The organism is Pseudomonas sp. S4_EA_1b, from assembly GCF_016307435.1.
GTDB classification, from domain to species: Bacteria; Pseudomonadota; Gammaproteobacteria; order Pseudomonadales; family Pseudomonadaceae; genus Aquipseudomonas; species Aquipseudomonas rhodesiae.
This window is the reverse complement of the sequence record NZ_JAEILC010000001.1, coordinates 120370-145896: the sequence shown is the minus strand read 5'-3', so window position 1 is coordinate 145896 and position 25527 is coordinate 120370. Positions and strand designations below refer to the sequence as shown.

Genomic DNA, 25527 nt, shown 5'->3' with positions numbered 1-25527 from the left:
CCCCTCACCTGTGGGCGCAAGCCTGTTCGCGCCTGCAGGTGTTCGGCGTTTCTAAGCCTTAATCACTCAGATCAATAGTGGTACTCCACACACGGTGCTGGCCATATTATCCGCATCATAAATCCAGCCCTTCGTGGAGTGCTCCCATGCCTGCCCAAGCCTTGTTCAAACCGTTCCAGCTCGGTGCGCTGCACTTGCCGACCCGTGTGGTCATGGCGCCGATGACCCGCTCGTTCTCGCCCGGCGGCGTGCCCAATGCCAAGGTCGTCGAGTATTACCGCCGCCGTGCCGCCGCAGGCGTGGGTCTGATCATTACCGAAGGCACCGTGGTCGGGCACCAAGCCTCCAACGGCTACCCGAACGTCCCGCATTTCTATGGCGAAGCTGCTCTGGCCGGCTGGAAGAAAGTGGTCGACGCCGTGCACGCCGAGGGTGGCAAGATTGTCCCGCAGTTGTGGCATGTAGGCAGCGTACGCCGCATAGGCACCGAGCCAGACGCTAGCGTACCGGCCTACGGCCCGATGGAAAAACTCAAGGATGGCAACGTGGTCGTCCACGGCATGACCGCCCAGGACATCCAGGACGTCATCGCCGCCTTCGCCCAAGCGGCCAAAGACGCGCAACGTATCGGCATGGACGGCGTGGAAATCCACGGCGCCCACGGCTATCTGGTAGACCAGTTCTTCTGGGAAGGCAGCAACCAGCGCACCGACGAGTACGGCGGCAGCCTGGCCAACCGCTCGCGGTTCGCCATCGAGCTGATCCAAGCGACCCGCGCCGCTGTGGGCCCGGACTTTCCGATCATCTTCCGTTTCTCCCAGTGGAAACAACAGGACTACACCGCACGCCTGGTACAAACCCCCGAAGCGCTGGGTGAGTTCCTAAAGCCGTTGTCTGACGCGGGTGTGGATATTTTCCACTGCTCCACGCGGCGTTTTTGGGAGCCGGAGTTCGAAGGTTCCGACCTTAATCTGGCCGGCTGGACTCGCCAGCTCACCGGTAAACCCACCATCACCGTCGGCAGTGTCGGCCTGGATGGCGAGTTCCTGCAATTTATGGTCAACACCGATAAGGTCGCCCAACCGGCCAGCCTGGAAAAACTGCTGGAGCGTCTGAACAACGACGAGTTCGACTTGGTTGCCGTAGGCCGTGCGCTGCTGGTGGACCCGGATTGGGCCGTCAAGGTGCGCGAAGGCCGCGAAGCGGACATCCTGCCGTTCAGTCGTGAGGCGTTGACGACCCTGGTGTAAGCGGCGACAGGGCGGGTGCCAGGAGTCCGCTCTCGCAGACACCGCGCAATTGGCGCTCGAACTGTTCGATGATCGCCGGCCAGCCCTGGCGGCTCGCATGCTGGCGTGCATTCAAGCGTGCCCTGCGCAAACTTTCGCTTTCTTCGAGTAGCCAGTTGGCCGCATCGCAGAACGCGTCCTCATCTCCAGGCATCGCCAGCACACCGTTATAGCCATGGCGGATGTGCTGGGTTGCCGCGGCCTGATCGTACGCCACCACGCCCAACCCTGAGGCCATGGCTTCCAACACAACATTGCCGAAGGTTTCTGTGAGGCTCGGAAACAGGAATAGGTCCCCCGAGGCATAGTGCATGGCCAGGGTCTCGCCGCGCTGGGTGCCGCAGAAGATTGCGTCCGGAAGGTCGCGCTCCAGCTGAGGCCGCTGTGGGCCGTCGCCGACGATGATTAATTTCAGTCGGCGCTGTGGATAAGTGGTTTGCAAGGACTCGTAGCAACGTTTGAGCAACCCTAGGTTTTTTTCCTGGGCCAGTCGCCCGACATGCAGCACCGCCACGTCTTCGTTGCCCAACCCCCAACTGTCGCGCAGTGCATTGTCGCGTTTGGCCGGGTGGAAGAGTTGGCTGTCGACGCCGCGCGACAGCATGCCCAGGCGCTCGAAATGCCGGCGTTCCAGTTCCAGGCGTTGGCTGGCGCTGGGCACCAGCGTCAAACTGGAGCGGTTATGGAACCAGCGCAGATAGTGGGTGACCATCCGGCTTAACAGGCTCAGGCCATATTGGTTCGAGTACTGCTGGAAATTGGTGTGGAAACCACTGACCACGCTGATCCCCAAACGCCGCGCCGCCCGCAACGCCGACAACCCCAAGGGGCCTTCGGTGGCGATGTACAGCACATCTGGGCGCTGACGTGTCCAGCGTCGTAGCAACTTGTGCATCGACGATTGGCCCCATTGCAGCCCCGGATAACCTGGCAGCGGCCAGCCACGGCACAGTAGCAATTGGGCGTCGCTCGGGCGGCTCTGGTCTACGCCCTGGCGCGGGCGCACCAGTTCGACTTGATGGCCACGGGCGCGCAAACCATCGCACAAGCGGCCGAGGGTATTGGCCACCCCGTTGATCTCTGGCGGGAAGGTTTCGGTGATCAGGGTGATGTGAAGCGAAGCTGTCGTCATGACCCACAGTCTCACTGTGGGCCATGTCGTCAATGTGTCATCGGGATGATGGATTTATGACGGGTGTCGCTTTGTGTTGCTGCGCCATGGCCTCGGCCCCTTGTTCACGCACCCAGAACAGCGTCGCGCCGGCCACCGCCGCCGGCATCATCAACAGGTTGACCACCGGCACCAATAGCACCAGATAGACGACGCCGCCGAAGCTCATGCTCTGCCAGCGTTTCTGGCGCAGCCAGGCGAGCATTTCGTTCCAGCCCAGTTTGTGGTTGTCCGCCGGGTAGTCGATGTACTGGATCGCCATCATCCAAACACCGAACAGCAGCCACAGTGGTGCGGCGACCAGGTTGACCACCGGAATGAACGACAGGATAAACAGGCCGATGGCCCGTGGCAGGAAGTAACCCAGCTTGCGCATTTCCCGGGCCAGGGTGCGGGGAACCATGGCGATCAGTTCGCCCCAACTGAAGGGTGGGAAGTCATCGGTGCCCCGCACCACCACTTCGACCTTCTCCGCCAGGAAGCCATTGAACGGCGCCGCGATGATGTTGGCGAGCATAGTGAAGGTGAAAAACACCATCAGCACCACCAGCACCACAAACAGTGGCCACAGCAGATAATTGAGAAAACTCAGCCAACTGGGCAGGGTCGGCATCAAGTGATCGACCCACAGGCTGAACTGATGGCCGGCAAAATAGATCAGGCCGACGAACAAGATCAGGTTGATCGCCAGCGGCAGCAGCACAAACAAACGCAGGCCGGGGCTCAACACCAGTTTGAGGCCCTCGCGCAGGTATTGTGGGCCGGAAAGAACAGGGGCGGGCATGACGAACTCCGAGCAGAATGACGAACGCGCCGACCTTACCGGCTTTGTCTTCAGGGCGAAAGCGTGGTCAGCGCGACGACATCAAAGGTAACAAACGCGTCGATCAAGGGCGCCGACTGCATAGAGACCGCCTATGAGCTGGATTGTTAATCCGTATTTCCTTAATCTTGCCCCCCTCTATACGCTGCACCCATTATTTTTCAGGATCTGCGAGTTCAAGCCTTCCCCAAGTGCTTCGCGGTCCTTTTTTATTCCAGCCGTCTTGTGGTTCGGGCGGTCGATAGGAGCGAGTCATGTCTGATACCCGTCATTCGCGAGTGATTATTCTCGGTTCCGGCCCTGCCGGTTACAGCGCTGCCGTCTATGCGGCCCGCGCCAACCTCAAGCCGCTGCTGATCACCGGCATGCAGGCGGGCGGTCAACTGACCACCACCACCGAAGTCGACAACTGGCCGGGCGACGTCCACGGCCTGACCGGCCCGGCGCTGATGGAGCGTATGAAAGAACACGCCGAGCGCTTTGAGACCGAAATTGTTTTCGACCACATCAACCAGGTCGATTTCTCGAAGAAGCCTTACAGCCTGACCGGCGACAGCGGCGTGTACACCTGTGATGCCCTGATCATCGCCACCGGTGCCAGCGCTCGTTACCTGGGCCTGCCGTCGGAAGAAGCGTTTATGGGCAAGGGCGTGTCCGCCTGCGCCACCTGCGACGGTTTCTTCTACCGTAACAAGCCGGTCGCCGTGGTTGGTGGCGGCAACACTGCCGTGGAAGAGGCGCTGTACCTGGCCAACATCGCCAGCACCGTGACCCTGATCCACCGCCGTGAGACCTTCCGTGCCGAAAAGATCCTGATCGACAAGCTGCACGCCCGCGTCGCCGAAGGCAAAATCATCCTCAAGCTCAACGCCACCCTGGACGAAGTCCTGGGCGACAATATGGGCGTGACCGGTGCTCGCCTGAAAAACAACGACGGCAGCTTCGACGAGCTGAAAGTCGACGGTGTGTTCATCGCCATCGGCCACACCCCGAACACTTCGCTGTTCGAAGGCGTATTGGAAGCCAAAGACGGTTACCTGGTGGTACAGGGCGGCCGTGAAGGCAACGCCACCGCCACCAACATCGAAGGTATCTTCGCCGCCGGTGACGTGGCTGACCACGTATACCGTCAGGCGATTACCTCGGCCGGCGCCGGTTGCATGGCGGCCCTGGATGCCGAGCGTTACCTCGACGGTTTGAAGGACGCTGCGTTCTAAAGTGCCCATATAAAAAAACCGGCTGCGAGGCCGGTTTTTTTTTGGACACAGCTATCGGGGGCAAGCCCCCTCCCACACTGAATCTGCGCTTGCCTTCAGCTTGTCGCATTGTGGAGGCATGGACCCGATTAAAATTGTGGGAGGGGGCTTGCCCCCGATGCAGATGTACCCGCTGTTGAATAGTTGGCTGACCCGACACTATCTGGGCAAGCCTATTACCTGCATCTGACTCAGGACTTGCGCGTCAGGGGCTGTGCCGCAAATCTCACCCCGGCCAACCCATGGGCCATCAACGCGCGAATATTGCCATGGTCACTGCCCTCCGGCGTGGCCACCACCGCACGGTAGTGCTCCCCAAACGCCAGCAGCGCTTCCTGATCGCTCAAGCCTTCCAGCAGGGCCAATCCCAGGGTCTTGCACGAACCTTCGTTCTGCAAAGCGGCGTTTTCCACGTTGCCATTGGTGAACGCTTGGGGCTGGTAATCGTAACCGGCCGCGACAAACGCCAGGGTATCGGCAAAAGCGTGCTCGCCACTGTTAAGGCTGGCGCGCAGATTGTTCAGATCAGTCATGGGATTTTCCTTGGGCGAACGCGGCCTGTTGCTCGGCGCTGGCTTCTTTCTGGTATTGGGCTTTCCACTCGGCGTACGGCATGCCGTACACCACTTCACGGGCGTCATCGAGGCTCAGCTCGATCTGGCGCTCATCGGCCTCGGCCTTGTACCACTTGGACAGGCAATTACGGCAAAAGCCGGCGAGGTTCATCAGGTCGATATTCTGCACGTCCTTGCGGCTGTCCAGATGCGCTACCAGTCGGCGGAAGGCGGCGGCTTCGAGTTCGAGGCGTTGTTGATCGTTCATCGTGGGGCTCTTCGAGGCAGCTTCAAGCGGATGAGCTTCAAGCTGCAAGTTGGAATGGGGTTGGCCAATAGCTTGCAGCTTGTAGCTAGCGGCTTGCAGCTAACGTTATCGACACCGACTCGGCAAACCGCAGCGCGTGGGGCTTGTCCACTTCGACTTCGGCATACAGCACCGATGCGTTGCTCATCACCAGGTCCAACAGCTCCTGGGTCAGGCGCTCCAGCAGGGCAAAGCGGTTGCCCTCCACATGGGCAATGATGGCCTTGGTGATAGTGCGGTAGTTCAGCGCGTGGTCGATGTCGTTGTCGCGCACGGCTTCCTGGGCGGCATACAGGATGGTCAGGTTGATCAGCACGTCCTGCTTATTGAGGATTTCGTCCTCATTGATGCCGATATAGGTACGCAGGCACAGGTCCTTGACCCGGATGCGCGCCATGCCTGGTTGAAGTTGTGGCATTGCTACTTGCTCCGTCCAATCAGTTGCAGGAACTCCATGCGCGTGGTGTTCGACTCGCGAAACGCGCCGAGCATCACCGAGGTGTTCATGGTTGAATTCTGTTTCTCCACGCCGCGCATCATCATGCACATGTGCTGGGCCTCGATCACCACGGCCACGCCAGCGGCCTGGGTGACCTCCTGGATCGCATCGGCGATTTGCCGCGTGAGGTTTTCCTGGATCTGCAGGCGTCGGGCGAACATGTCGACGATGCGCGCCAGCTTCGACAGGCCCAGCACGCGGCCGGTCGGGATATACGCCACATGGGCTTTGCCGATAAAGGGCAGCAGGTGGTGCTCGCACAGCGAATACAGCTCGATGTCCTTGAGGATCACCATCTCGTCATTGTCGGAGGCGAACAGCGCGCCATTGACGATCTCTTCCAGGTTCTGCTCGTAGCCATGACACAGGTATTGCATGGCTTTGGCGGCGCGCTTGGGGGTATCGAGCAAGCCTTCGCGTTCCGGGTCTTCGCCCAGGCCCATGAGGATCTCGCGGTAATGGTGGGGCAGGGAAAAGGTCATACAACATCCTCAAAACGGCTTACTTGATATGCCGCCCGCCATTGACGGTCAGGGTGGTACCGGTGACATAAGGGTTATCCAACAGGTAACGCACGCTCTGGTAGATCACGTCGGGGCCGGGCTCGATGCCCAGTGCCGATTTGGCCAGGACTTTGGCGCGATAGGCCGCGTCATCACCCTCGTTGAACATCACCATGGCCGGCGCAATGCCGTTGACCTTGATCCGCGGCGCGAACTGCGCGGCGAACGACAGGGTCAGGCTGTCGAGCCCGGCCTTGGTGGCGCAATAGGCGATGTGCTGGCGGCTGCCCTTGCGCACCACGTCATCGCTGATATGCACGATATCGGCGGGTGAAGAGCGTTGCAGCAAAGGTGAACAATGCAGGTTGATCAGGTACGGCGCAAGCATGTGCACATTGAACATGTCGATAAACGCGCGGCTTTCGTCACCCGGGGTTTCCGCGATCCAGGCCGAGGCGTTATGAATGATCGCGCGCAGGCTTTGAGTGCGGGTGTGCACTTGCGCGATAAACGCCAGCACCCCGGCCTCGCTGGAGAAGTCAGCGAAGATGTCGATCGCGCCGCGTTCGCGCAAGGCCTGCACGCCGGGGCGTTCGCTGCGGTAACTGAAAATAACCGGTTGACCCTCGTCCAGCAGGCGATGGGCGCAATGCAGGCCGACACGCTGGCCGGCGCCGGTGATCAGGATCGGGGCGTTCGTTGCAGTCATGGGAGGCTCGCGTCGCTGGCAGGCTCGAATCATACCAGCGACACGCCGCCTCTGTACTCACGCCGCCGCTTCGGTGGCCTTGCGCGGTGGCGGGGTGGGGTGCAGCCAGTTCGCCAGCAGGTGGGTCGACAGCGGGATGAACAGGTAAACCATCAGTGGCGTCAGCGCCAGGGTACTGACCAGCACCCGAGGCACCAGCTCCAGCCCGTTGAGCAGCGGCCCCAACACAAAGTTGAACAGCAGCGACACCGGGAAAAAGGCCAGCCAGATCGCCACGGCCTGCTTCCAGCGCGGTGGACGCGCACCCACTGCGCCGAACCAACCGTCGATGCCACGCACACGGTGCTCGGACGGGTCGGCAAACAAGTCGCTGCCACGGCTCAGCCAGGCACTGCGCGACGCCGAAAACTCCCAGGCGTGCAGGGTCTGTTCATCGGCAAACCGGAAAATGATCTGGAACTCATCGTCGTTGGGCGGTGGCGCGAGTACGCCCGAACCCAGGTAACCGGGGAAGTCAGTGGCCAGTTGCTCGCCTTCGCGCAGCCAGGCCATCAGTTCTTCGTAGCGTCCCTTAGCCACACGGCGGGCGACCATCAGGGTGACGGGAGAGGTAGACATTGTGTATCTCCAAATAGACAGGTGCGCTTGACCGGGTAGGTGGCACACAGACGAGGCTGCGGGGTAATGCAGCGACGTGGAAAAAACAGGCAAGGATTATTCCTGAATTCAGCCAATACACCAGCGACATTGGTCTGAAAAGCACAGGTCTTGAAATAGACAGCTTTAAAGGCGTTAAATGAGGCCCCGTTTACCGTTGGTTCTTGGTCTTAAATGCCTTTGATCATTGCCCCCGTTGATAGTATTTCGCATTCAGACTCGACGGATTCTCAAGAGCTGTTTCCGATCCGCGAAGTGTCCAGAATGACAGGCATCAACCCCGTCACCCTGCGTGCATGGGAGCGACGCTATGGTCTGATCCAACCGATGCGCACTGAAAGCGGGCATCGGTTGTACTCCCGGCACGATATTGAGACGGTCAATCGCATCCTCAGTTGGATCGAGCGTGGCGTGGCGGTCAGTAAAGTGGGCAAGATTCTCGCCCGGGATGCTCGCCAGGCTGCAGCGGTCCGCGCCGAAGGGGTTGCGCCGCAGGAGAATGAATGGCTGCAGTTACAGGCACGGCTGAGACAGGCCATCAGTGGTTTCGATGACCGCCAACTGGAGAGCCTGTACGGCCAGGTGCTTGCCACCTACCCCGTCAGCGTCGCATTCCAAGACGTCCTGATGCCGTTATGGAATGAGCTGCTGCGCCATCAAGGACGCTTCGGCCAGGCCAGTGAATGGTTGTTCTTCGACGCCTTCCTGCGCATGCAAGTATCGCAGCGTCTGCAACTGGCAAGCGCCGCAGCACCGCGTCGAGTTTTACTGGCGGCTCTGCCGGGCGAATGCCGTAAGTTGGAATTGCTGGTGGCGGGCTTGCTGATGGCGCGCGACGGCCTAGCCGTGAGGGTGCTCGGGATGGGCCAGCCTTTCGACGAGTTGACGCTGGTCTGCCAGAAGATCCAGCCCCAGGCGCTGGTGATCTTCTCCAATCATGCCCATAACCACGACCTGGCTGCGCGGTTGAACCGCCTGGCGCAAACCCTGGATTGCCCGCTATTTATCGCCGGGGATGCTTCAGACCTGGCCGAAAACGACCTGGCGGGTTCTTCCATCGGCTGCTTGGGCAATGACGGGCCGGTGATGCAGCGCCGTTTGCAGCAGTTTCTCAGCGGCAGCCTCGATACCTGATTTCAGGCATGCACGTGCGGGTGAGCCAAGCGGTGCTGGTGCAGGATGAAGTGGCGCAGGCGTTCGGTTTCGTCCACGTTGCTCTGGCTAATGCGATAGGCGAACAGGCCCCGCGCGGTTTCCCGTTGCAGCGTGCCGCGCAGGGCGATGCGCTCGTAGCCGGAAGGGCTGAACCACAACGCGAAGGTTTTCGGCGGCTTGAAGCGCCCGCGGATTTCCACCAGCACGCCTTTGAATGACACCTCATGCACCCACAGGGCGCCAGGGATGCCCCGGATATTCTCCAATGCCACCGGCGTTTCCAGTGCCAGCCGCCACGGGCGAATCATGGGCCCGTCTTCGAAAATACTCGGCACGCCTAGCCGCAGATGCACCGCATTGAACTCGTCCTCTACCAACTGCAAAGGGAAGGTCAGTTGCTGGTTGTCGAACTGCGCCTGGATGGTCACATGGTCATGAGCCGCGAGGCGGGTGAGTAGATCGCGAATCTGCGCGCCGCCGTTGACGGTCAGGCTCGACGAAGAATCCCGCAGGTTGAGTTGCGGGTTGTGCTGCATGTTCTGAATGAAGTCCAGTTCATCCTGGGTCAGAAGTGCGTTGCGTGGCATCGCCGTTGCTCGGTAGGAGGTGCTAAAGCGCCATTATCCCCTTTAGTGACCCTGTTTTCTAAATTTTGTTTGTTCCGCTGGTCGCGCGAAGGGCAGCAAGCTCGGCCTTGACCTGGGCCAGTTCGGCTTCCAACTGGGCCACGCGCTGTTGGGCCTTGACCTGCTGGGTAACATCCTTTTGCACACCGACAAAATACGTCTGCTTGTCGGCCTCGTTATAAACCGTCGACAGCGACAGCTCATTCCAGAAATGACTGCCGTCCTTGCGGTAATTACGCAGGATTTCTCGGCAGGCGCCGCCGCTTTCCAGTATGTCGCGAATGGCCATCAGCGCGGGTTGGTCGCGATCGCCCGATTGCAGGAAGCGGCAGTCCTGATAGAGGATTTCATCCAAGGTGTAACCGGTCAGCCGTTCGAATGCCGGGTTGACGTAAATCAGCGGTTTGTCTTTGCCTTCGCGTTCGGCGACGACGATACCGTCGTTCGACGCATTGATGACCAGTTGCATCAGCTTGGCATTAATCATTGAGCGGTCCATGGCATGTCGGTGGAATGTGCAGTTTATGGCAAGTGCTGAATCTTGCACTGGGCACCGCGAAATTTTTGCGCCAGCTGTTAATATCCCAGGCTTTCGCTCAACTACAGGATCAGATTGATGAAAGTCGCCATCCTTTCCGGCTCGGTGTACGGCACCGCAGAAGAAGTGGCCCGCCACGCTGTCGGCATCCTCAAAGCCGCGGGCTTCGAGGCCTGGCACGATCCTCGCGCCACCCTGGCGGACGTGCAGGCGTATGCCCCCCAGGCGCTCGTGGCCGTGACGTCCACCACCGGCATGGGTGAATTGCCCGACAACCTCCAGCCTCTGTACTCGACACTTCGCGATCAACTACCCGCTGCCTTGCGCGGTTTGCCTGGCGCGGTAATCGCTTTGGGCGACGCCAGCTACGGCGATACCTTCTGTGCCGGTGGCGAGCAGATGCGCGAGCTGTTCGGCGAGCTGGGCGTGCGCGAAGTGCTGCCGATGCTGCGCCTGGATGCCAGCGAAAGCGTGACCCCGGAAACCGACGCCGAACCGTGGCTGGGCGAGTTGATCACGGCACTGCGCGGTTGAGTGGGTACTCACGCAACAGCGCCAGCCAGGCTTGGGCGGCTTTCGACAAATAAGCGCCTTCGCGCCAGATAAAAGCAATGTCCCAGCGCAGATAATCCGGCGCTTGCAGGGGCACGCGCACCACCCCCGGACGCACCAGCCCACGGGCGACCACGCTGGGTAGCAGCACCACGCCCTGGCCGGCCGCCACCAGGGCCGCAAGGAAATCCGCCTGGCCGCTGCGCCCGGCTTCCTTGGGGGTAAAGCCCAAGCTTTGGCAGGCTTGCAGCAGCCGATCATTCAACACGAAGCTGCGCTGATACATCAGGAACGGTGTGTCGGCCAGCGCCTCCAGGCGTACTTGTGGTTGTTGCGCCAAGGGGTGATCCACGGGCAGCAACGCGTCCAGCGGTTCATCGCAGAACGCCTGCCAGGCAAACGCCGGATCGCTGGGCATCAGGCTGCCGCCCACTTCCAATTCGCCGTTGAGAATCGCCTGTTCGATGCTGCGCGTGCCGCCTTCCAGCAATTGGATGGTCACGTTGGGGTAGCGTCGGCGGTATTCGGCAAATAGCTCGGCGAACAAGGTATCGCCGCCTAGCTGCGGCAGGCCCAGGCGTAACTCGCCACGGGTGAGCTGTTGCATGTCGTCCAGTTCGCTCTGCAGTTCGCTTTGCAAGCGCAGCATGGCTTCGGCGCGTTGCAACACGACGCGGCCGGCGGCGGTCAACCGAATGTGCGAACCGGTGCGCTCCAGCAGCGGCGTGCCGAGGCTGTATTCCAATTGTGCGACCTGCTTACTGACCGCCGATTGGCTGATGTGCAGGGTTTTACCGGCCTGGGTAAACCCACCGCGATGAACCACTTCGACAAAACTGCGCAGCTGTTTGAATTCCATGGGTCCGATTCCAGACTGGAATGGCTGGCAGTCTAACAATTCGCTTCGGGGATAGGCATGGCCTCTTTAAAATAGAAGCCCTGCGAGGACCCCAACCATGAATCGTCTTACCTTTAAACCCCTTGGCCGCCTGTTGACCGAACTGGTGGTGCTGCTGGCTATCTACCTGCTGGGATGCCAATTGGCCGCCTGGCTGGCCTGGCCGATTCCCGGCGGCGTGGTGGGCCTGGGCTTGTTGCTGGTGGCCTTCGCCAGTGGCTTGGTGCAACCGGCCACGCTGCAATTGGGCGCCGGTGTGTTAATGGCGGAAATGCTGCTGTTCTTTATTCCTGCATTGATGAGCCTGTTGGACTACGGCGGCCTGGTACGCAACGAAGGCTGGCGCATCCTGCTGGTGATCGGTTGCAGCACCTTGGCGGTGATGCTGGTCACGGCGTTTACCGTGGAGCTGGTGTGCCGCTGGAGGTTGCGCCATGAAGCTTGAACTGATGCCGGTGTTCTGGCTTGCGCTGACCCTCGGCGCCTATGTCTTCAGCCGTTGGTTGTATCGACGCACCGGGCGTTATCTGTTGTCGCCGTTGGTCCTGGTGCCGGTGTTGCTGCTGGCGGTGGCGGTGCCGATGCATACCGCCTATGCCGAATACGCCACCGACACCCACTGGTTGATTGGGGTGCTAGGCCCGGTCACCGTGGCGTTCGCGGTGCCTATATGGCAGCAGCGCCGTTTGTTGGCGCGCCACTGGTCGGCGTTGTTGCTGGGGATGGTGGCGGGCAGCGCAGCCTCCATCGCCACCTCGTTTGGCCTGGCCAAAGCGCTTGCGTTAGACAGCTCGGTGGCGTTGTCGCTGGTGCCGCGCTCGATCACTACGCCGTTCGCGATGCCGGTGTCATCCGACCTGGGCGGGGTGCCGGAACTCACGGCTGTATTCGTGATGTTCACCGGGGTGATCGGCGCCATGCTCGGCGGCGTGTTGCTCAAATGGCTGCCGTTGCGCACGCCGTTGGCGCGTGGCGCGCTGTTCGGGGTAGGCGCCCATGGTGCGGGTGTGAGCCGCGCCCATGAGGTGGGTGGCGAAGAAGGCTCGGTGGCTGGCCTGGTAATGGTTCTGACCGGCCTGCTCAACCTGTTTGCCGCGCCTTTATTGGCGGCGCTTCTCTGACGGCGCCTGTACGAATTTCAACTATTCTCAAAGCTGACTCGCACAGTCATCAAGCTGGCTGCCAAGGCGACTCCGCCAGCCAAGCCGCCTGACTAGACTGGCCCATCCCTTAAAAAAAACAATAAGAACGTGCGCCAAGGAGGTCATCACCGTGAGCCTAGCCCCGGTTGTATCGCCACACAATGTCCAGGCCCAGGTCAGCGCTGCCGAGTGGCAAACGCGTGTCGACCTTGCCGCGTGCTATCGCCTGGTGGCGATGCATGGTTGGGACGATCTGATCTTCACCCATATCTCGGCCAAAGTGCCGAGCACCGACGATTTCCTGATCAACCCCTACGGCCTGATGTTCCACGAGATTACCGCGTCGAGCCTGGTCAAGGTCGACCAGGCCGGCAACAAGCGCATGGACAGCCCCTATGACATCAACCCGGCCGGCTACACCATCCACAGCGCCATCCATGAAGTGCGCCACGATGTGACCTGCGTGCTGCACACCCACACCGCCGCCGGTGTCGCCGTGGCTGCGCAGAAACAGGGCGTATTGCCCATCAGTCAGCAATCGATCTTCGTGCTCTCCAGCCTGGCCTATCACGCTTACGAAGGGGTGGCGCTGAACCACGAGGAAAAGGCCCGCCTGCAAGCCGATCTGGGCGACAGTCAATTTCTGATGTTGCACAACCATGGCCTGCTGACCTGTGGCGCCAGCATCGCCGACACGTTCCTAATGATGTTTATCTTCCAGCGCGCCTGCGAAATCCAAGTACTGGCGCAAACCGGCGGCGCCGAGCTGATTGGCATCGAGCCGCAGATTCTCGCGGGAGCGAAGGCCATGAGCGCGGCCGTCACCAAGAGCGCTCAAGGCATGGGCGGCGCGCTGGCCTGGCCGGCGTTGTTGCGTAAGCTGGACCATCAAAACCCTGGGTATAAAACCTGATGCCAATCGCCGAGATCCCGCTTCGAGCCTGGCGCAAGCGTGGCCAGGATTTCGACTTTCATGGCCGTACCATCCGCTACTGGGTAGCGGGGCAGGGCGAGCCGCTGTTGCTGATCCACGGTTTTCCCACGGCCAGTTGGGACTGGCATTACCTGTGGCAAGCCCTGGCCCAGCGCTACCTGGTGATCGCCTGCGACATGCTCGGTTTCGGCGATTCGGACAAGCCCATGGACCATGGCTACTGCCTGCTGGAACAGGCGGATTTGCAGCAGGCCCTGCTCGACCACCTGCGTGTGGGTCAACCGGTGCATGTGTTGGCCCACGACTATGGCGACAGCGTCGCCCAGGAACTGCTGGCGCGGCACTATGAAGGCCGCTTCCGGATGGCCAGCGGGGTGTTTCTCAACGGTGGGCTGTTTCCGGAAACCCATCGCCCGGCGCTGGTGCAGAAACTCCTTCTCAGCCCATTGGGCTGGATGATCGGGCGGGCCTTCGGGCGCAATGCCCTGTCGAAAAGCTTCAGCCAGATTTTCGGCCCCTCCACCCGCCCCAGCGAAAGTGCCCTGGATGATTACTGGAGCCTGATCAGTTGCAACGATGGCCCGCGCATCCTGCACAAATTGATCGCTTACATCCCCCAACGTCGGCGCCTGCGCGAGCGTTGGGTGCAGGCCATGCAACGGGGAGGCGTGCCGTTGCGGGTGATCGACGGCGAGATCGACCCGATTTCCGGTGCCCACATGGTGGAGCGTTACCAGCAGTTGATACCGAATGCCGACACGGTGCTGCTGGCCAATATCGGCCATTACCCACAGGTCGAGGCGCCGGTGCAGGTGCTCAAGCACTACCTGGCATTTCGTGATCGGGTCGGGCGGCCCGCGTCGCAGGTGGCCTATTCCTGAGGCACGCAATATCCCTCAGCCTTATCGCGCACCATTCAGCCGCGACCGTATTTATTGTGACCAAAGGCCCTGTGCCTGACACTCCAGCCATTCCCATTGTCGCCATTGGAGTTCGGTATGAGTGAGTCAGTGCAGTTTCAGGATAAGGTCGTGATCGTCACCGGTGCCGGCGGCGGCTTGGGCCGGGCCCATGCGCTGTTGTTCGCCCGGCATGGCGCCAAGGTGCTGGTCAACGATCTTGGCGGTTCGACCCAGGGCGAGGGCGCCAGTGCGTCGGCGGCTGACCGTGTGGTGGCGGAGATTCGTGCGGCGGGCGGTATCGCCGAGGCCAACCATGACTCTGTCACCGACGGTGACAAGATCGTGCAGAACGCTCTCGATGCGTTTGGCCGTATCGACGTGGTGGTCAACAACGCCGGCATTCTGCGGGACAAGACCTTTCATAAAATGGACGACAGCGACTGGGACCTGGTTTACCGGGTGCATGTCGAAGGCGCCTACAAAGTCACCCGCGCCGCCTGGCCCCATCTGCGCGAGCAAGGTTATGGCCGGGTGATCTTCACCGCGTCCACCTCGGGCATCTACGGCAACTTCGGCCAGTCCAACTACGGCATGGCCAAGCTCGGCCTGTACGGCCTGACCCGCACCCTGGCGCTGGAAGGCCGCAAGAACAACATCCTGGTCAACGCCATCGCCCCGACCGGCGCCACGCGCATGACCGAAGGCCTGATTCCGCCGCAGGTGTTCGAACGCCTCAAGCCGGAGCTGGTCAGCCCGCTGGTGGTGTACTTGGGCAGTGAGGCCTGCCAGGAAACCTCGGGGCTGTTCGAAGTGGGCGGCGGCTGGATCGGCAAGACCCGCTGGGAGCGCAGCCTGGGCGTGGGCTTCGACCCCGAAGCCGGGTTCTCCCCGGACGACGTGGCCGCCCATTGGGCGCAGATCTGCGACTTCGAAGGCGCCGCGCACCCCAAGGACAATATCGAAGCGTTGAAGGAGATGATGGCCAACTTGCAGAAATACAGCCTGTGATCATTGCCTGAACATGCTTGAATCCCACGGGGCGCTGATGGCGCCCCGTTTTGTTTCGCGCATAAAAAAGGCCGCTGCACAGGCAGCGGCCGAAGTAAGACGTTTGATCAAGGAGCAACAAATCAACGTCAGTGAACACCGGTAACAGATTGAAAGAAGGCATCAATCTATTGAACTTGAGCTTGTCTTCCAAACCTGGAAGCGGGCGGTTTGCCCTGAAAGCCCGGTCAGAATAGCGGTTTGTAACAAGATGAGTAATAGCGGTTCAGGACAAGGACTGTTACGTATCCGGCAACAGTCTTAAGTTCGCCATCCATGCTTCTGATAGTGCGCCATCCACCCGGCGCATACCCGCGCCCGCACCCAGCCAGAGCGGCCTGTAATCCTTTCGAGCGACAACACGAATCCCTCCTTGGTGCGCTTATCGCTCCTGATGCGCGGCAGTAGGGTGGGGCCTTCTGTCACTCACCGGGGAAGACGCATGACAAAAACAACAATGCGCGCCATCTTCACGCCACAGGCGCTGGCTGCTGCGGTTGCGTTGGGTTGCTGTGCTCAGGCGCAGGCTGTTTCGTTCAACATTGGCGAGATCGAAGGGCAATTCGATTCGTCGCTGTCGGTCGGTTCGAGTTGGGGCATGCGCGATGCCGACAAGAAGCTCGTGGGCACCGTCAACGGCGGCACGGGCCAGGCTTCCACGGGGGATGACGGACGCCTCAACTTCAAGAAGGGCGAGACCTTCTCCAAAATCTTTAAAGGCTTGCACGACCTGGAGCTGAAGTACGGCGATACCGGCGTGTTCGTGCGCGGCAAATACTGGTACGACTTCGAACTCAAGGACGAAAACCGCGAGTTCAAGCCCATCAGCGACCACAACCGCAAGGAAGGCGCCAAATCCAGCGGCGCAGAGATCCTCGATGCGTTCGTCTACCACAACTATTCCCTGGGCGACCTGCCGGGCACCGTGCGCGCCGGTAAGCAGGTGGTCAGTTGGGGCGAAAGCACCTTCATCGGTAACTCCATCAACAGCATCAACCCGATCGACGTGTCGGCGTTTCGTCGGCCGGGCGCCGAGATCAAGGAAGGCCTGATCCCGGTGAACATGCTGTTTGCGTCCCAGAGCCTGACCAACCAGCTGACCGTGGAAGGTTTCTATCAGCTGGAATGGGACCAGACCGTGTTGGACAACTGCGGCACGTTCTTCGGTGGCGATGTGGCGGCGGACGGTTGCACCAATAACTACACCGTCGGCAACCCGGCCATCCGCCCTTTGCAACCGGTAGCGGCGGCGTTCGGCCAGGGTTTTAGTGTGGCCAATGAAGGGGTGATCGTACGGCGTGCCGGCGACCGCGATGCGCGGGATTCCGGCCAGTTCGGCGCCGCGTTGCGCTGGTTGGGCGACGACACCGAGTACGGCCTGTACTTCATGAACTACCACAGCCGTACCCCGACCGTGGGCACCATCACCAACAACACCAGCCTGGCCACCCTCGGCGCCATCGCCGGCGCGGCCAATGGCCTGGCACCTGGGTCCGGTGCGGGCCTGGTGCAAAGCCTGATGCTCGGGCGTGGCCAGTACTACCTCGATTATCCGGAAGATATCCGACTGTTCGGCGCCAGTTTCTCCACCACGTTGCCCACCGGCACGGCCTGGACCGGGGAGATCAGCTACCGGCCAAATGCGCCGGTGCAACTGAACACCACCGACCTGACCCTGGCCTTGATCAACCCGGTCGCCGGCCAGGCGGCCTCGCCGATTCGCAGCAACTTCGGGGATGACAACACCGGCTACCGCCGCAAGGAAATCACCCAGATCCAGAGCTCCATGACCCAGTTCTTCGACCAGGTGTTGGGCGCTGAGCGTCTGACGGTGGTGGGCGAAGCGGCCGTGGTGCATGTGGCGGGCCTGGAAGACAAATCCAAACTGCGTTACGGCCGCGACTCGGTGTATGGCGCTTACGGATTCCAGGGCGACACCGACGGTTTCGTCACCTCGACGTCCTGGGGTTACCGCGCGCGGGCGATCCTGGACTACAACAACGCGATTGCCGGGGTGAACCTCAAACCCAACCTGTCCTGGTCCCATGACGTTGCCGGCTACGGCCCCAACGGCCTCTTCAACAAAGGCGCCAAGGCCATCAGCGTGGGCGTCGATGCCGACTACCGCAGCACCTACACCGCCAGCCTCAGCTACACCGACTTCTTCGGCGGCGACTACAACACCCTGACCGACCGTGACTTCCTCGCCCTCAGCTTCGGCGTGAACTTCTGATTTGGCTTAGAGAAGGACAAGAACGTATGCGTAAGACAATTGCAGTGTTGGCCCTCAGCTTGTTGGCCGCCAACGTATGGGCCGCGGTTTCCCCGGAGGAAGCCGCCAAGCTTGGCACCACCCTCACTCCGGTGGGCGCGGAGAAGGCTGGTAATGCCGACGGTTCGATCCCGGCCTGGACCGGTGGCATCCCCAAAAATGCCGGCGCGGTGGACAGCAAAGGCTTTCTGGCTGACCCGTTCGCCAATGAAAAACCGCTGTTTGTGATCACCGCCGCTACGGTGGACAAGTACAAGGACAAACTGTCCGACGGCCAAGTGGCGATGTTCAAGCGCTACCCCGAGACCTACAAGATTCCGGTCTACCCCAGCCACCGCACGGTGAACCTGCCGCCTGATATCTATGAATCAATCAAACGCAGCGCGCTGAACGTAAAGGCGATCAACGACGGTAACGGCCTGGAGAACTTCACCGGCAATCGTTACTACGCGTTCCCGATTCCCAAGAATGGCGTGGAAGTGCTGTGGAACCACATCACCCGTTATCACGGCGGCAACCTGCGTCGCATCATCACCCAGGCCACCCCACAGACCAATGGCAGCTACACGCCGATCCGCTTCGAGGAAGAAGTGGCGGTGCCACAGGCCATCCCGGATATCGACCCGGCCAAGGCGGCCAACGTGTTGAGTTACTTCAAGCAATCGGTGACCGCGCCGGCGCGCCTGGCGGGTAACGTGCTGCTGGTGCACGAAACCCTCGACCAGGTGAAAGAGCCGCGCCTGGCGTGGATCTACAACGCCGGTCAACGCCGCGTGCGGCGGGCGCCGCAAGTGTCCTATGACGGGCCGGGCACCGCGTCCGACGGCCTGCGCACCACCGACAACTTCGACATGTTCTCCGGCGCGCCCGACCGCTATGACTGGAAGCTGGTGGGCAAAAAAGAGATGTACATCCCCTACAACAGCTACAAGCTCGACTCGCCGTCGCTCAAGTACGACGACATCATCAAGGCCGGCCACATCAACCAGGACCTGACCCGCTACGAGCTGCACCGCGTATGGGAAGTGGTCGGCACGGTCAAGCCGAGCGAGCGCCACATCTATGCCAAGCGTCACATGTACATCGATGAAGACAGCTGGCAAGTCGCGCTGGTGGATCACTATGACGGCCGTGGCCAACTGTGGCGGGTTGCCGAAGGTCATTCGCAGTTCTACTACGACCATCAGGTGCCGGCGTATACCGTCGAGACCCTGTATGACTTGATCGCCGGGCGTTATATCGCGCTGGGGATGAAGAACGAGGAGAAGAGCAGCTTCGTGTTCGGGTTCGCGGCCAAGGCGGCGGACTACACCCCGGCGGCGTTGCGAGCCGAAGGCGTGCGCTGATCCCGGAGCAAAGGTGGGAGGAGGCTAGTCCCCTCCCACCTTGGGTTTTATGCATGGCCTTCAATCACCCCGCTGAATACTTCTTCAACAATCGCCCGCCACGGGTCTAGGGTACGCGTCAGGTTGCATAACAATAAAAACGCAGGATGCAGCAATGACCGCCATGACTCGCTGCCTGGACCGTCCTGGATTCATGCCTCGGCTGTCCGCCCATCATCTGCTGCGCCCGCGACTGGCTGAGCCGTTGCTGGCGTCTGCCGCGCGGGTAAAGTTGGTGTGCGCCCCCGGCGGCAGTGGCAAGAGCGCGCTGCTCGCCGAGTGCGCATTGCAGGCGCCCGAAGGCTGTCAGGTGTACTGGTTGCCGCTCAATGGCGTGGCGCTCGACCCCCTCGATCTCTGCCAGCGCTTGGCGCATAACCTGGGGTTGCCCTTTACCGATGAAGCCACGTTGCTACAGGACCTGGGTCGCTGGCAGGCGCCGGCGTGGTTGTTCCTCGATGACTTTTGCCGCTTGCCCGCCCCCGCAACCGATGCCTTGCTCGACCGCCTGTTCACCGCCAGCAGCCCGGCGCTGACCTGGTGGCTAGGCGCGCGGCGGCGGCCGGCGTGCAATTGGCCGCGGCTGCTGCTGGACGACGAACTGCTGGAATGCGGCGCGGAGCTGGCCTTCAGCGCCGCAGAGATCCAGGCGCTGCTCAGCCATGCGCCGGGGCAGTCCGTCGAGGGCGTACTGCAATTCAGCGCCGGCTGGTGCGCCGGTGTGCGCATCGCGTTGCTGGGCGACGGTCATCCCGACAAGACCCTACTCGATTACCTGCAACACGAACTGTTCAGCACGTTGCCCCCCGAACTGGCCGACGCGTGGCGCGTGCTGGCCCACCTGCCGCGTTTCAACACCGGACTGTGCGAGCACCTGTTCGGCGCGGGCGACGGTGATCAGTACCTGCGTGACCTACAGGCCCTCGGCGCGTTTATCCAAGCGTGGGAAAGCAGTGATTGGTTGCAGGTGTTCCCACCACTGGCACGCTTGATACGCGACGAGCCCTGGCCGACCAAGCGCTCCTGGCACCGTCGCGCCTGCCAATGGTTCACCGCCGAGCAGGACTGGCAGGCCGCCTTCGAACAGGCGCTGCTGGCCGAAGAATACGAAGTGGCGGTAAGCCTGTTGCAGCATTTCAGTTTCGAAGACCTGTTCCGTCAGCAGAACGCGGTGTTGCTGTTGCGCCTGCACGAGGAGCATGGCGACGAACTGATGCTCGGTTCAGCGCAGTTGGTGGGGCTGGTCACGGCGGCGCTGCTGTTTGCCGGGCGCTTCGAGCAGGCGGCGGTGTGCATCGACCAACTTGCGCGTTTCGCCCCGCAACCGACGGCGGCGCAACAGCGCCACTTGCTGGCGCGCTGGCAGGCACAGTGGGGGTGGTTGCTGCATTTGGACGGCGACGCCGAGGGTTCGCGCGCGCACTTTATCGAGGCCTTGCAAGCCTTGCCCGACAGCGCCTGGACCTCGCGGTTGATGTGCCTGTCGGGACTCACTCAGCAAGCCTTGCTGCGCGGTGAATTGGACGTGGCACAAACCCTCAACCGCGAAGCCCTGTGCCTGGCGCGCGCCCATGGCTCATTGCTGTTGGAAGCGTTGTTGGAGCTGGATCACGCGCAGTTACTGGAACAGCGCGGCGCGCCGCATCGGGCACAGAGCCTGCTGGAGCATATGCAGACGATGTTGCTCAAGCAGCGGCTCAAGGCCGGACCGTTGCTCGGGCGTATCGCCTTGCGCCGCGGGCACCTGGCGTTGCGCCAGGGGCAGGATGCCTTGGCCGCGGAGTGTTTTGAGAGTGGCTTGCCCCTGTGCCTGCACAGCCAGGACAAACGCGTGCTCTACGGGTTTCTTGGCCTGGCGCTGCTGGCGGCCAACCGAGGCGATTACGCCCAGGCATTCATTCAACTGCGCGAGGCCGAACGGCTGATGCAGCAACGCCAGGTGCCGGACACCGTGTACCGCGCAGTGTTGCTGCTGGTCAGCGGGCATTTCTGGTTGCAGCAGGGCCGCGCCGAGTTGACCGTGGAAGCGCTGCGCCGCGTGCTGCGCCACTTCCGTGGGCCGCTGGCCAAACAAGCGCCGCCGGCCACCCTGGAGTTGATCCCGCGCCTCGAATACTTATTGGTGCTGGCCGAGGTAAAACTGGGTTGCGCCGAACAGCCGCTGGCACGCCTGCAAGCGCTGCTGGACGCAACCCACCAGCGCGGCATGCTCTGTCTGGAAACCGAATTGCATCTGGTGCTGGGCGAAGTGGCTTGGCAACTGGGCGATGCCGGCCTGGCGCGTCGTTCATTGCACGCCGGGCTTGAATTGGCTGCGCGCTGCCAGGTGCAGCAAGCGATTCGCGAATTGCGTCTGCGCTCGCCGGGGCTGTTGAGCGAACTGGGGATGGAGCCCCAGGCCTCAAGCCCGGGCACGGTGGAAAACCCACTCAGTCAGCGCGAGTTGGAAGTGCTGCAATTGATTGCCCTGGGCAACTCCAACCTGGAAATCGCCGACCGATTGTTTATCTCCCTGCACACCGTCAAGACCCATGCACGGCGCATCCACAGCAAGCTCGGCGTGGAGCGGCGCACCCAAGCGGTGGCCAAAGCCAAGACGTTGGGCTTGATGACCTAAACGCAGAACGCCTGGCGATATTCCCCAGGCGTGGCGCCCATGGCCTGGCGGAAGCGGTGAGTGAAATGGCTGGCGCTGGAGAAGCCGCATATCAGCGCAATCTCGCCAAGGGGCAGGGTGCCGCCCCGCAACAGACTCTGCGCACGAGCCAGGCGGCGCGCCAGCAGGTATTGATGGGGCGGCAGGCCGAAGCTTTGACGGAACATCCGCGCAAAGTGGTATTCCGACAACGCGCACAACCCGGCCAATTGGCCGAGGCTGAGCGGAGCCTCCAAGTGGTAATCGATGTAGTCCACCAACAACCGGCGTTGGTGCGGCGCCAGTCCGCCCTTCAAACGCAACCCGTCGCGCAGGCCGACCTGGCTGAGCAAAGTGTGGTTGAGCAGTTCGTGGGCCAGGCTGCTGGTCAGCAAACGCTCGGCGGGTTCCTGCCAGTTCAGGGCGATCAACTGGTGAAAGCGTTGGGCTTGCCTGGGGTCTTCCAGAAACGTGCTCTCGTGCAACTGCACAGTGCGTGGTTCGCGGTCGAGCAGGGTCACGCAACCGAGGGCAAATTGTTCCTGGCTGAAGTACACATGGGCCAGGCGGATTTCGCCGTTGATCACCCACCCGGACTGATGCTCGGCAGGCAGGATGCACAGCTTGTCGGGGCCGCCCTTGGTATCGGGCCGGTCGCGCCGAAACGTACCGGTGCCGCCACCCACATAGCACGACAGGGTGTGATGCCCCGGCGCTTGGTAGTCCTGGGAGTCATGATGATTGCTCCACAGCGCCGCGGCGAGGCCGTCACCCAGCTCGGCGCAGGCTTCCAGGCGGGCGTGGGGCGAGCGGTTGAGGGCTTGGAAGACTTGCAGGGATTCCAGTTCTGACATGGCGTGTACTCTCCGACGCCTTGCATCCTACTCCGCACTGCCGGCGCTGTGCGCTGCGCGCCCGACAAAAGCGCAAGAATGTGCAAGAGCCGGGCGCGGCTTGGGGGCGACACTGAGGCTCAATCGATGGAGCCTGTCATGAACCTTTTCCTGTACTTACTCACCGTGCTGATCTGGGGCACCACCTGGATCGCCCTCAAGTGGCAACTGGGCGTGGTAGCGATTCCCGTGTCCATCGTCTATCGCTTCGCCCTGGCGGCGTTGGTGTTGTTTGCGTTGCTATTGCTCAGCCGCAGGTTGCAGGTGATGAACCGGCGCGGGCACCTGATCTGCCTGGCCCAGGGGTTGTGCCTGTTTTGCGTCAACTTCATGTGCTTTCTCACGGCCAGCCAATGGATCCCCAGCGGCTTGGTGGCGGTGGTGTTTTCCACCGCGACGCTGTGGAACGCGTTGAACGCGCGGGTCTTTTTCGGCCAGCGCGTGGCCCGCAACGTGTTGATGGGCGGTGGCCTTGGGTTGGCAGGGTTGGGGTTGTTGTTCTGGCCAGAACTGGTGGGGCACACCGCCAGCCCGCAGACCTTGCTGGGCCTGGGGTTGGCGCTGTTGGGGACGATGTGTTTCTCGGCCGGCAATATGTTGTCGAGCTTGCAGCAGAAGGCCGGGCTCAGGCCACTGACCACCAATGCCTGGGGCATGGCGTATGGCGCGGCCATGCTGGCGACCTGGTGTGTGCTGCGTGGCATTCCGTTCGAGATGGACTGGAGCGCGCGGTATATCGGCGCGTTGTGGTACCTGGTGATTCCGGGGTCGGTGATTGGGTTTACCGCGTATTTGACGCTGGTCGGGCGTATGGGGCCGGAGCGTGCGGCGTATTGCACGGTGTTGTTTCCGGTGGTGGCGTTGAATGTGTCGGCGTTCGCCGAGGGCTATCAGTGGACCGCCCCGGCGCTGGTGGGGTTGGGGCTGGTGATGGCGGGGAATGTGTTGGTATTTCGCAAGCCCAAGATTGTGAGTCCGGTCTTGAACACGAGAACAGTCTGAACAGGGGGCAAGTCACTGGTGCCCATCAGTAAAGGACTCAGTGAATGAATTTCTGCCCTGGACGGGACCAAATGTGGGAGGGGGCTTGCCCCCGATTACGGTGTGACAGTCAGCCCAGCTATCACTGACGTACCGCTATCGGGGGCAAGCCCCCTCCCACTTTTGATAGTCATTGCCTGAGGTGGATCGGACTGGCATCAGGACTTGCGCCCTCATTTTTGACCGAGTTCAGCGAGCTATTTTATCCCCAGGCGCTTGGCCAGGCGGGCGAGGTTGGCGCGGTTGAGGCCGAGTTCGCGGGCGGTGCTGGCCCAGTTGTGCTGGTGGCGTTCCAGGCAGGTGTTGATGATTTGGCGTTGGTAATCTTCGGTGGCCTGGCGCAAGTCGCCGGTGATGGGCGTCGATGGTAGCTGGGCTTCGATTAGCGGCGCGCTGACGTCGGGCAGGTCGAGGTCGGCGGCGCTCAGGCTGAGAATCCTCGGACGTTCGCGACAGTTTCCCAGGGCCTTGAGCGCGCTGCGCCCGATCAAATGTTCCAGCTCCCGCACGTTGCCTGGCCAGTTGTAGGCCAGCAGGGCTGCCTGGGCATCGCCGGTCAGGCGCAGACTGCCCAGGCCCATGCGTGAACGGTTCTGTTCGAGGAAGAAACCCGCCAGCAGCAGCACGTCGCGACCGCGTTCGCGCAGGGCCGGTACTTGCAGCGGGTAAACACTCAGGCGGTGGTAGAAGTCGGCGCGATAGCGGCCATTGCGCACCTCATCGGCCAGGTCGCGGTTGGTGGCGGCGATCAGGCGCACATCCACGTGGTGTTCCTTGTCCGAGCCCAGGCGCTGCAGCTGACCGCTTTGCAGCACGCGCAGCAGTTTGGCCTGCACCGTCAGGGACAGCTCGCCCACTTCGTCGAGAAACAAGGTGCCGCCGTTGGCCAGCTCGAACTTGCCCCGACGCTCGTTCAGCGCGCCGGTGAAGGCGCCACGCACATGACCGAACAGCTCGCTCTCCACCAGGGTTTCCGGCAGGGCCGCGCAGTTGAGGCTGATCAGCGGTTTGTCGGCACGCGCCGAAGCGGCGTGAATCGCCTGGGCCACCAACTCCTTGCCCACCCCGGTTTCCCCGGTGATCAGCACGGTGAGGTCGCTGCCGCCCACCAGTTTGATTTCTTCCACCAGGCGCTTGTGGCTTTTGCTCTGGCCGATCATTTCCTTGTGTTGTTGGCCGCTGGCCTGACGGTAGATTTCGGCGCGTTGGTGTTCGTCTTCGGCGCGCAGGGCCAGGCGTTCGATGCGTTCGGCCACATTGACGGTGGCGGCGGCCAGGCTGGCGAAGGCTTGCAGGGCGTTCAGCTCGACCCGTTCGAAGCGCTCGGTGTCGAGCGCATCGAGGGTCAGCAGGCCCCAGCGCCGGTCGTCGACAAACAACGGGCAGCCCATGCAGTCGTGCACTGGCAGGTGCCCGTGCAGGCCGTCCACTAGGCCGTCATACGGGTCGGGCAACTCGCTGTCGCTGTCGAAGCGCGTGGGGCCGGGGCTGGCGAGCAACACCGCAAACCGCGGGTGTTCGCTGACCTTGAAGCGTCGGCCCAGGGTATCGGCGCTCAGGCCGTCCACCGCCAGCGGCACCAGCGCTTCACCGTCCAGGCGCAACAGCGCGGCGGCGTCGCAGGGCAGCAGAGTGCGCATGGCTTGCAGCAAGCGGCGGTAACGCTCGCCCTCGGGCAGGTCGCGGGACAGGTCGGCCACTAAAGGCAGGAGGGTGGTGAGCAATGAGTGCGCAGTCAT

Annotated in this window: 26 protein-coding genes; 13 read left to right on the top strand and 13 right to left on the bottom strand. The window is 61.8% G+C overall.

Annotation, left to right across the window (positions count from 1 at the left end; translation table 11 throughout):
* Window positions 1–146 precede the first annotated feature (146 nt).
* A complete protein-coding gene (locus YA0848_RS00675) occupies window positions 147–1250 on the top strand; it encodes an NADH:flavin oxidoreductase (protein ID WP_040269426.1) in 1104 nt (367 codons plus the stop codon).
* Here YA0848_RS00675 and YA0848_RS00670 read toward each other — a convergent pair.
* Both YA0848_RS00670 and cysZ read right to left on the bottom strand, forming a co-directional pair.
* Complete coding sequence (locus YA0848_RS00670; RefSeq protein ID WP_169903798.1) at window positions 1219–2421, bottom strand: glycosyltransferase family 4 protein; 1203 nt, start codon at window positions 2419–2421, stop codon at window positions 1219–1221. The two genes, YA0848_RS00675 and YA0848_RS00670, sit on opposite strands and share 32 nt — an antisense overlap.
* A 37-nt stretch (window positions 2422–2458) precedes the next feature.
* The gene (cysZ, locus tag YA0848_RS00665; protein WP_034115065.1) at window positions 2459–3244 is read right to left on the bottom strand and encodes a sulfate transporter CysZ; all 786 of its coding nucleotides are present in this window, start codon (window positions 3242–3244) and stop codon (window positions 2459–2461) included.
* Window positions 3245–3537: 293 nt separating this feature from the next.
* On the opposite strand from cysZ, the gene trxB reads away from it, so the two are divergent.
* Window positions 3538–4500, top strand: coding sequence for a thioredoxin-disulfide reductase (gene trxB, locus YA0848_RS00660; RefSeq protein WP_034100551.1), 963 nt, complete (start codon window positions 3538–3540; stop codon window positions 4498–4500).
* 230 nt (window positions 4501–4730) lie between these two features.
* On the opposite strand, the gene YA0848_RS00655 is transcribed toward trxB, so the two are convergent.
* The 6 genes from YA0848_RS00655 to YA0848_RS00630 form a co-directional block, all read right to left on the bottom strand.
* Window positions 4731–5072: a HopJ type III effector protein gene (locus YA0848_RS00655; RefSeq protein ID WP_034100550.1), complete on the bottom strand. Its 342-nt coding sequence runs from the start codon at window positions 5070–5072 to the stop codon at window positions 4731–4733.
* On the bottom strand, window positions 5065–5361 hold the full coding sequence (locus tag YA0848_RS00650; RefSeq protein WP_034100549.1) for a DUF1244 domain-containing protein: 297 nt from the start codon (window positions 5359–5361) through the stop codon (window positions 5065–5067). The genes YA0848_RS00655 and YA0848_RS00650 overlap by 8 nt, the downstream gene beginning before the upstream one ends.
* 85 nt (window positions 5362–5446) lie before the next feature.
* The gene (gene folX / locus YA0848_RS00645; protein WP_034100548.1) at window positions 5447–5818 is read right to left on the bottom strand and encodes a dihydroneopterin triphosphate 2'-epimerase; all 372 of its coding nucleotides are present in this window, start codon (window positions 5816–5818) and stop codon (window positions 5447–5449) included.
* 2 nt (window positions 5819–5820) lie between these two features.
* Complete coding sequence (gene folE, locus YA0848_RS00640; protein ID WP_034100547.1) at window positions 5821–6381, bottom strand: GTP cyclohydrolase I FolE; 561 nt, start codon at window positions 6379–6381, stop codon at window positions 5821–5823.
* A 19-nt stretch (window positions 6382–6400) separates the two neighbouring features.
* Window positions 6401–7111, bottom strand: coding sequence for a dihydromonapterin reductase (gene folM, locus YA0848_RS00635; protein ID WP_169903797.1), 711 nt, complete (start codon window positions 7109–7111; stop codon window positions 6401–6403).
* Between the two features lie 57 nt (window positions 7112–7168).
* A complete protein-coding gene (locus YA0848_RS00630) occupies window positions 7169–7729 on the bottom strand; it encodes an antibiotic biosynthesis monooxygenase (protein WP_034139260.1) in 561 nt (186 codons plus the stop codon).
* 213 nt (window positions 7730–7942) lie between these two features.
* Here YA0848_RS00630 and YA0848_RS00625 point away from each other — a divergent pair, with 213 nt between their 5' ends.
* Window positions 7943–8902 carry a MerR family transcriptional regulator gene (locus YA0848_RS00625; protein WP_047882916.1) on the top strand — a complete coding sequence of 320 codons (960 nt, stop codon included), beginning with the start codon at window positions 7943–7945 and terminating at the stop codon, window positions 8900–8902.
* 2 nt (window positions 8903–8904) lie between these two features.
* Here YA0848_RS00625 and YA0848_RS00620 read toward each other — a convergent pair whose 3' ends face one another.
* Entirely contained in the window at window positions 8905–9510 is a 606-nt protein-coding gene (locus tag YA0848_RS00620) for a hypothetical protein (protein WP_034100543.1), read from the bottom strand.
* A 58-nt stretch (window positions 9511–9568) separates the two neighbouring features.
* A complete protein-coding gene (locus tag YA0848_RS00615) occupies window positions 9569–10036 on the bottom strand; it encodes a PAS domain S-box protein (protein WP_034100542.1) in 468 nt (155 codons plus the stop codon).
* Between the two features lie 129 nt (window positions 10037–10165).
* Between YA0848_RS00615 and YA0848_RS00610 the strand changes: the two genes are divergently transcribed.
* Complete coding sequence (locus YA0848_RS00610) at window positions 10166–10621, top strand: flavodoxin (RefSeq protein ID WP_034100540.1); 456 nt, start codon at window positions 10166–10168, stop codon at window positions 10619–10621.
* On the opposite strand, the gene YA0848_RS00605 is transcribed toward YA0848_RS00610, so the two are convergent.
* Window positions 10602–11498: a LysR family transcriptional regulator gene (locus YA0848_RS00605; RefSeq protein ID WP_034115059.1), complete on the bottom strand. Its 897-nt coding sequence runs from the start codon at window positions 11496–11498 to the stop codon at window positions 10602–10604. The genes YA0848_RS00610 and YA0848_RS00605 overlap by 20 nt on opposite strands.
* 97 nt (window positions 11499–11595) lie before the next feature.
* Between YA0848_RS00605 and YA0848_RS00600 the strand changes: the two genes are divergently transcribed.
* The 8 genes from YA0848_RS00600 to YA0848_RS00565 all read left to right on the top strand — a co-directional run bounded on the left by YA0848_RS00600 (window position 11596) and on the right by YA0848_RS00565 (window position 21836).
* Window positions 11596–11982 (top strand): CidA/LrgA family protein, encoded by a 387-nt coding sequence (locus YA0848_RS00600; RefSeq protein ID WP_034100536.1) that lies wholly within the window; start codon window positions 11596–11598, stop codon window positions 11980–11982.
* Window positions 11972–12658 carry an LrgB family protein gene (locus YA0848_RS00595; protein ID WP_040269416.1) on the top strand — a complete coding sequence of 229 codons (687 nt, stop codon included), beginning with the start codon at window positions 11972–11974 and terminating at the stop codon, window positions 12656–12658. Before YA0848_RS00600 ends, YA0848_RS00595 begins: the two co-directional genes overlap by 11 nt.
* Window positions 12659–12809: 151 nt before the next feature.
* Entirely contained in the window at window positions 12810–13592 is a 783-nt protein-coding gene (locus YA0848_RS00590; protein WP_034100531.1) for a class II aldolase/adducin family protein, read from the top strand.
* Complete coding sequence (locus tag YA0848_RS00585) at window positions 13592–14494, top strand: alpha/beta fold hydrolase (RefSeq protein WP_169903796.1); 903 nt, start codon at window positions 13592–13594, stop codon at window positions 14492–14494. Before YA0848_RS00590 ends, YA0848_RS00585 begins: the two co-directional genes overlap by 1 nt.
* A gap of 117 nt (window positions 14495–14611) precedes the next feature.
* Complete coding sequence (locus YA0848_RS00580; RefSeq protein WP_034100526.1) at window positions 14612–15523, top strand: SDR family oxidoreductase; 912 nt, start codon at window positions 14612–14614, stop codon at window positions 15521–15523.
* A 481-nt stretch (window positions 15524–16004) separates the two neighbouring features.
* Window positions 16005–17795, top strand: coding sequence for a DUF1302 domain-containing protein (locus YA0848_RS00575; RefSeq protein WP_416146528.1), 1791 nt, complete (start codon window positions 16005–16007; stop codon window positions 17793–17795).
* A 26-nt stretch (window positions 17796–17821) separates the two neighbouring features.
* Window positions 17822–19180, top strand: coding sequence for a DUF1329 domain-containing protein (locus tag YA0848_RS00570; protein WP_034100521.1), 1359 nt, complete (start codon window positions 17822–17824; stop codon window positions 19178–19180).
* A 154-nt stretch (window positions 19181–19334) separates the two neighbouring features.
* Complete coding sequence (locus YA0848_RS00565; protein WP_169903795.1) at window positions 19335–21836, top strand: LuxR C-terminal-related transcriptional regulator; 2502 nt, start codon at window positions 19335–19337, stop codon at window positions 21834–21836.
* Here the strand turns inward: YA0848_RS00565 and YA0848_RS00560 are convergent.
* Window positions 21833–22708 carry an AraC family transcriptional regulator gene (locus tag YA0848_RS00560; protein ID WP_169903794.1) on the bottom strand — a complete coding sequence of 292 codons (876 nt, stop codon included), beginning with the start codon at window positions 22706–22708 and terminating at the stop codon, window positions 21833–21835. The genes YA0848_RS00565 and YA0848_RS00560 overlap by 4 nt on opposite strands.
* A gap of 138 nt (window positions 22709–22846) precedes the next feature.
* Here YA0848_RS00560 and YA0848_RS00555 point away from each other — a divergent pair, with 138 nt between their 5' ends.
* Window positions 22847–23749, top strand: a complete 903-nt coding sequence (locus YA0848_RS00555) for a DMT family transporter (protein WP_169903793.1) — start codon at window positions 22847–22849, stop codon at window positions 23747–23749.
* A 236-nt stretch (window positions 23750–23985) separates the two neighbouring features.
* Here YA0848_RS00555 and norR read toward each other — a convergent pair whose 3' ends face one another.
* Window positions 23986–25527, bottom strand: a complete 1542-nt coding sequence (gene norR, locus YA0848_RS00550) for a nitric oxide reductase transcriptional regulator NorR (protein ID WP_169903792.1) — start codon at window positions 25525–25527, stop codon at window positions 23986–23988.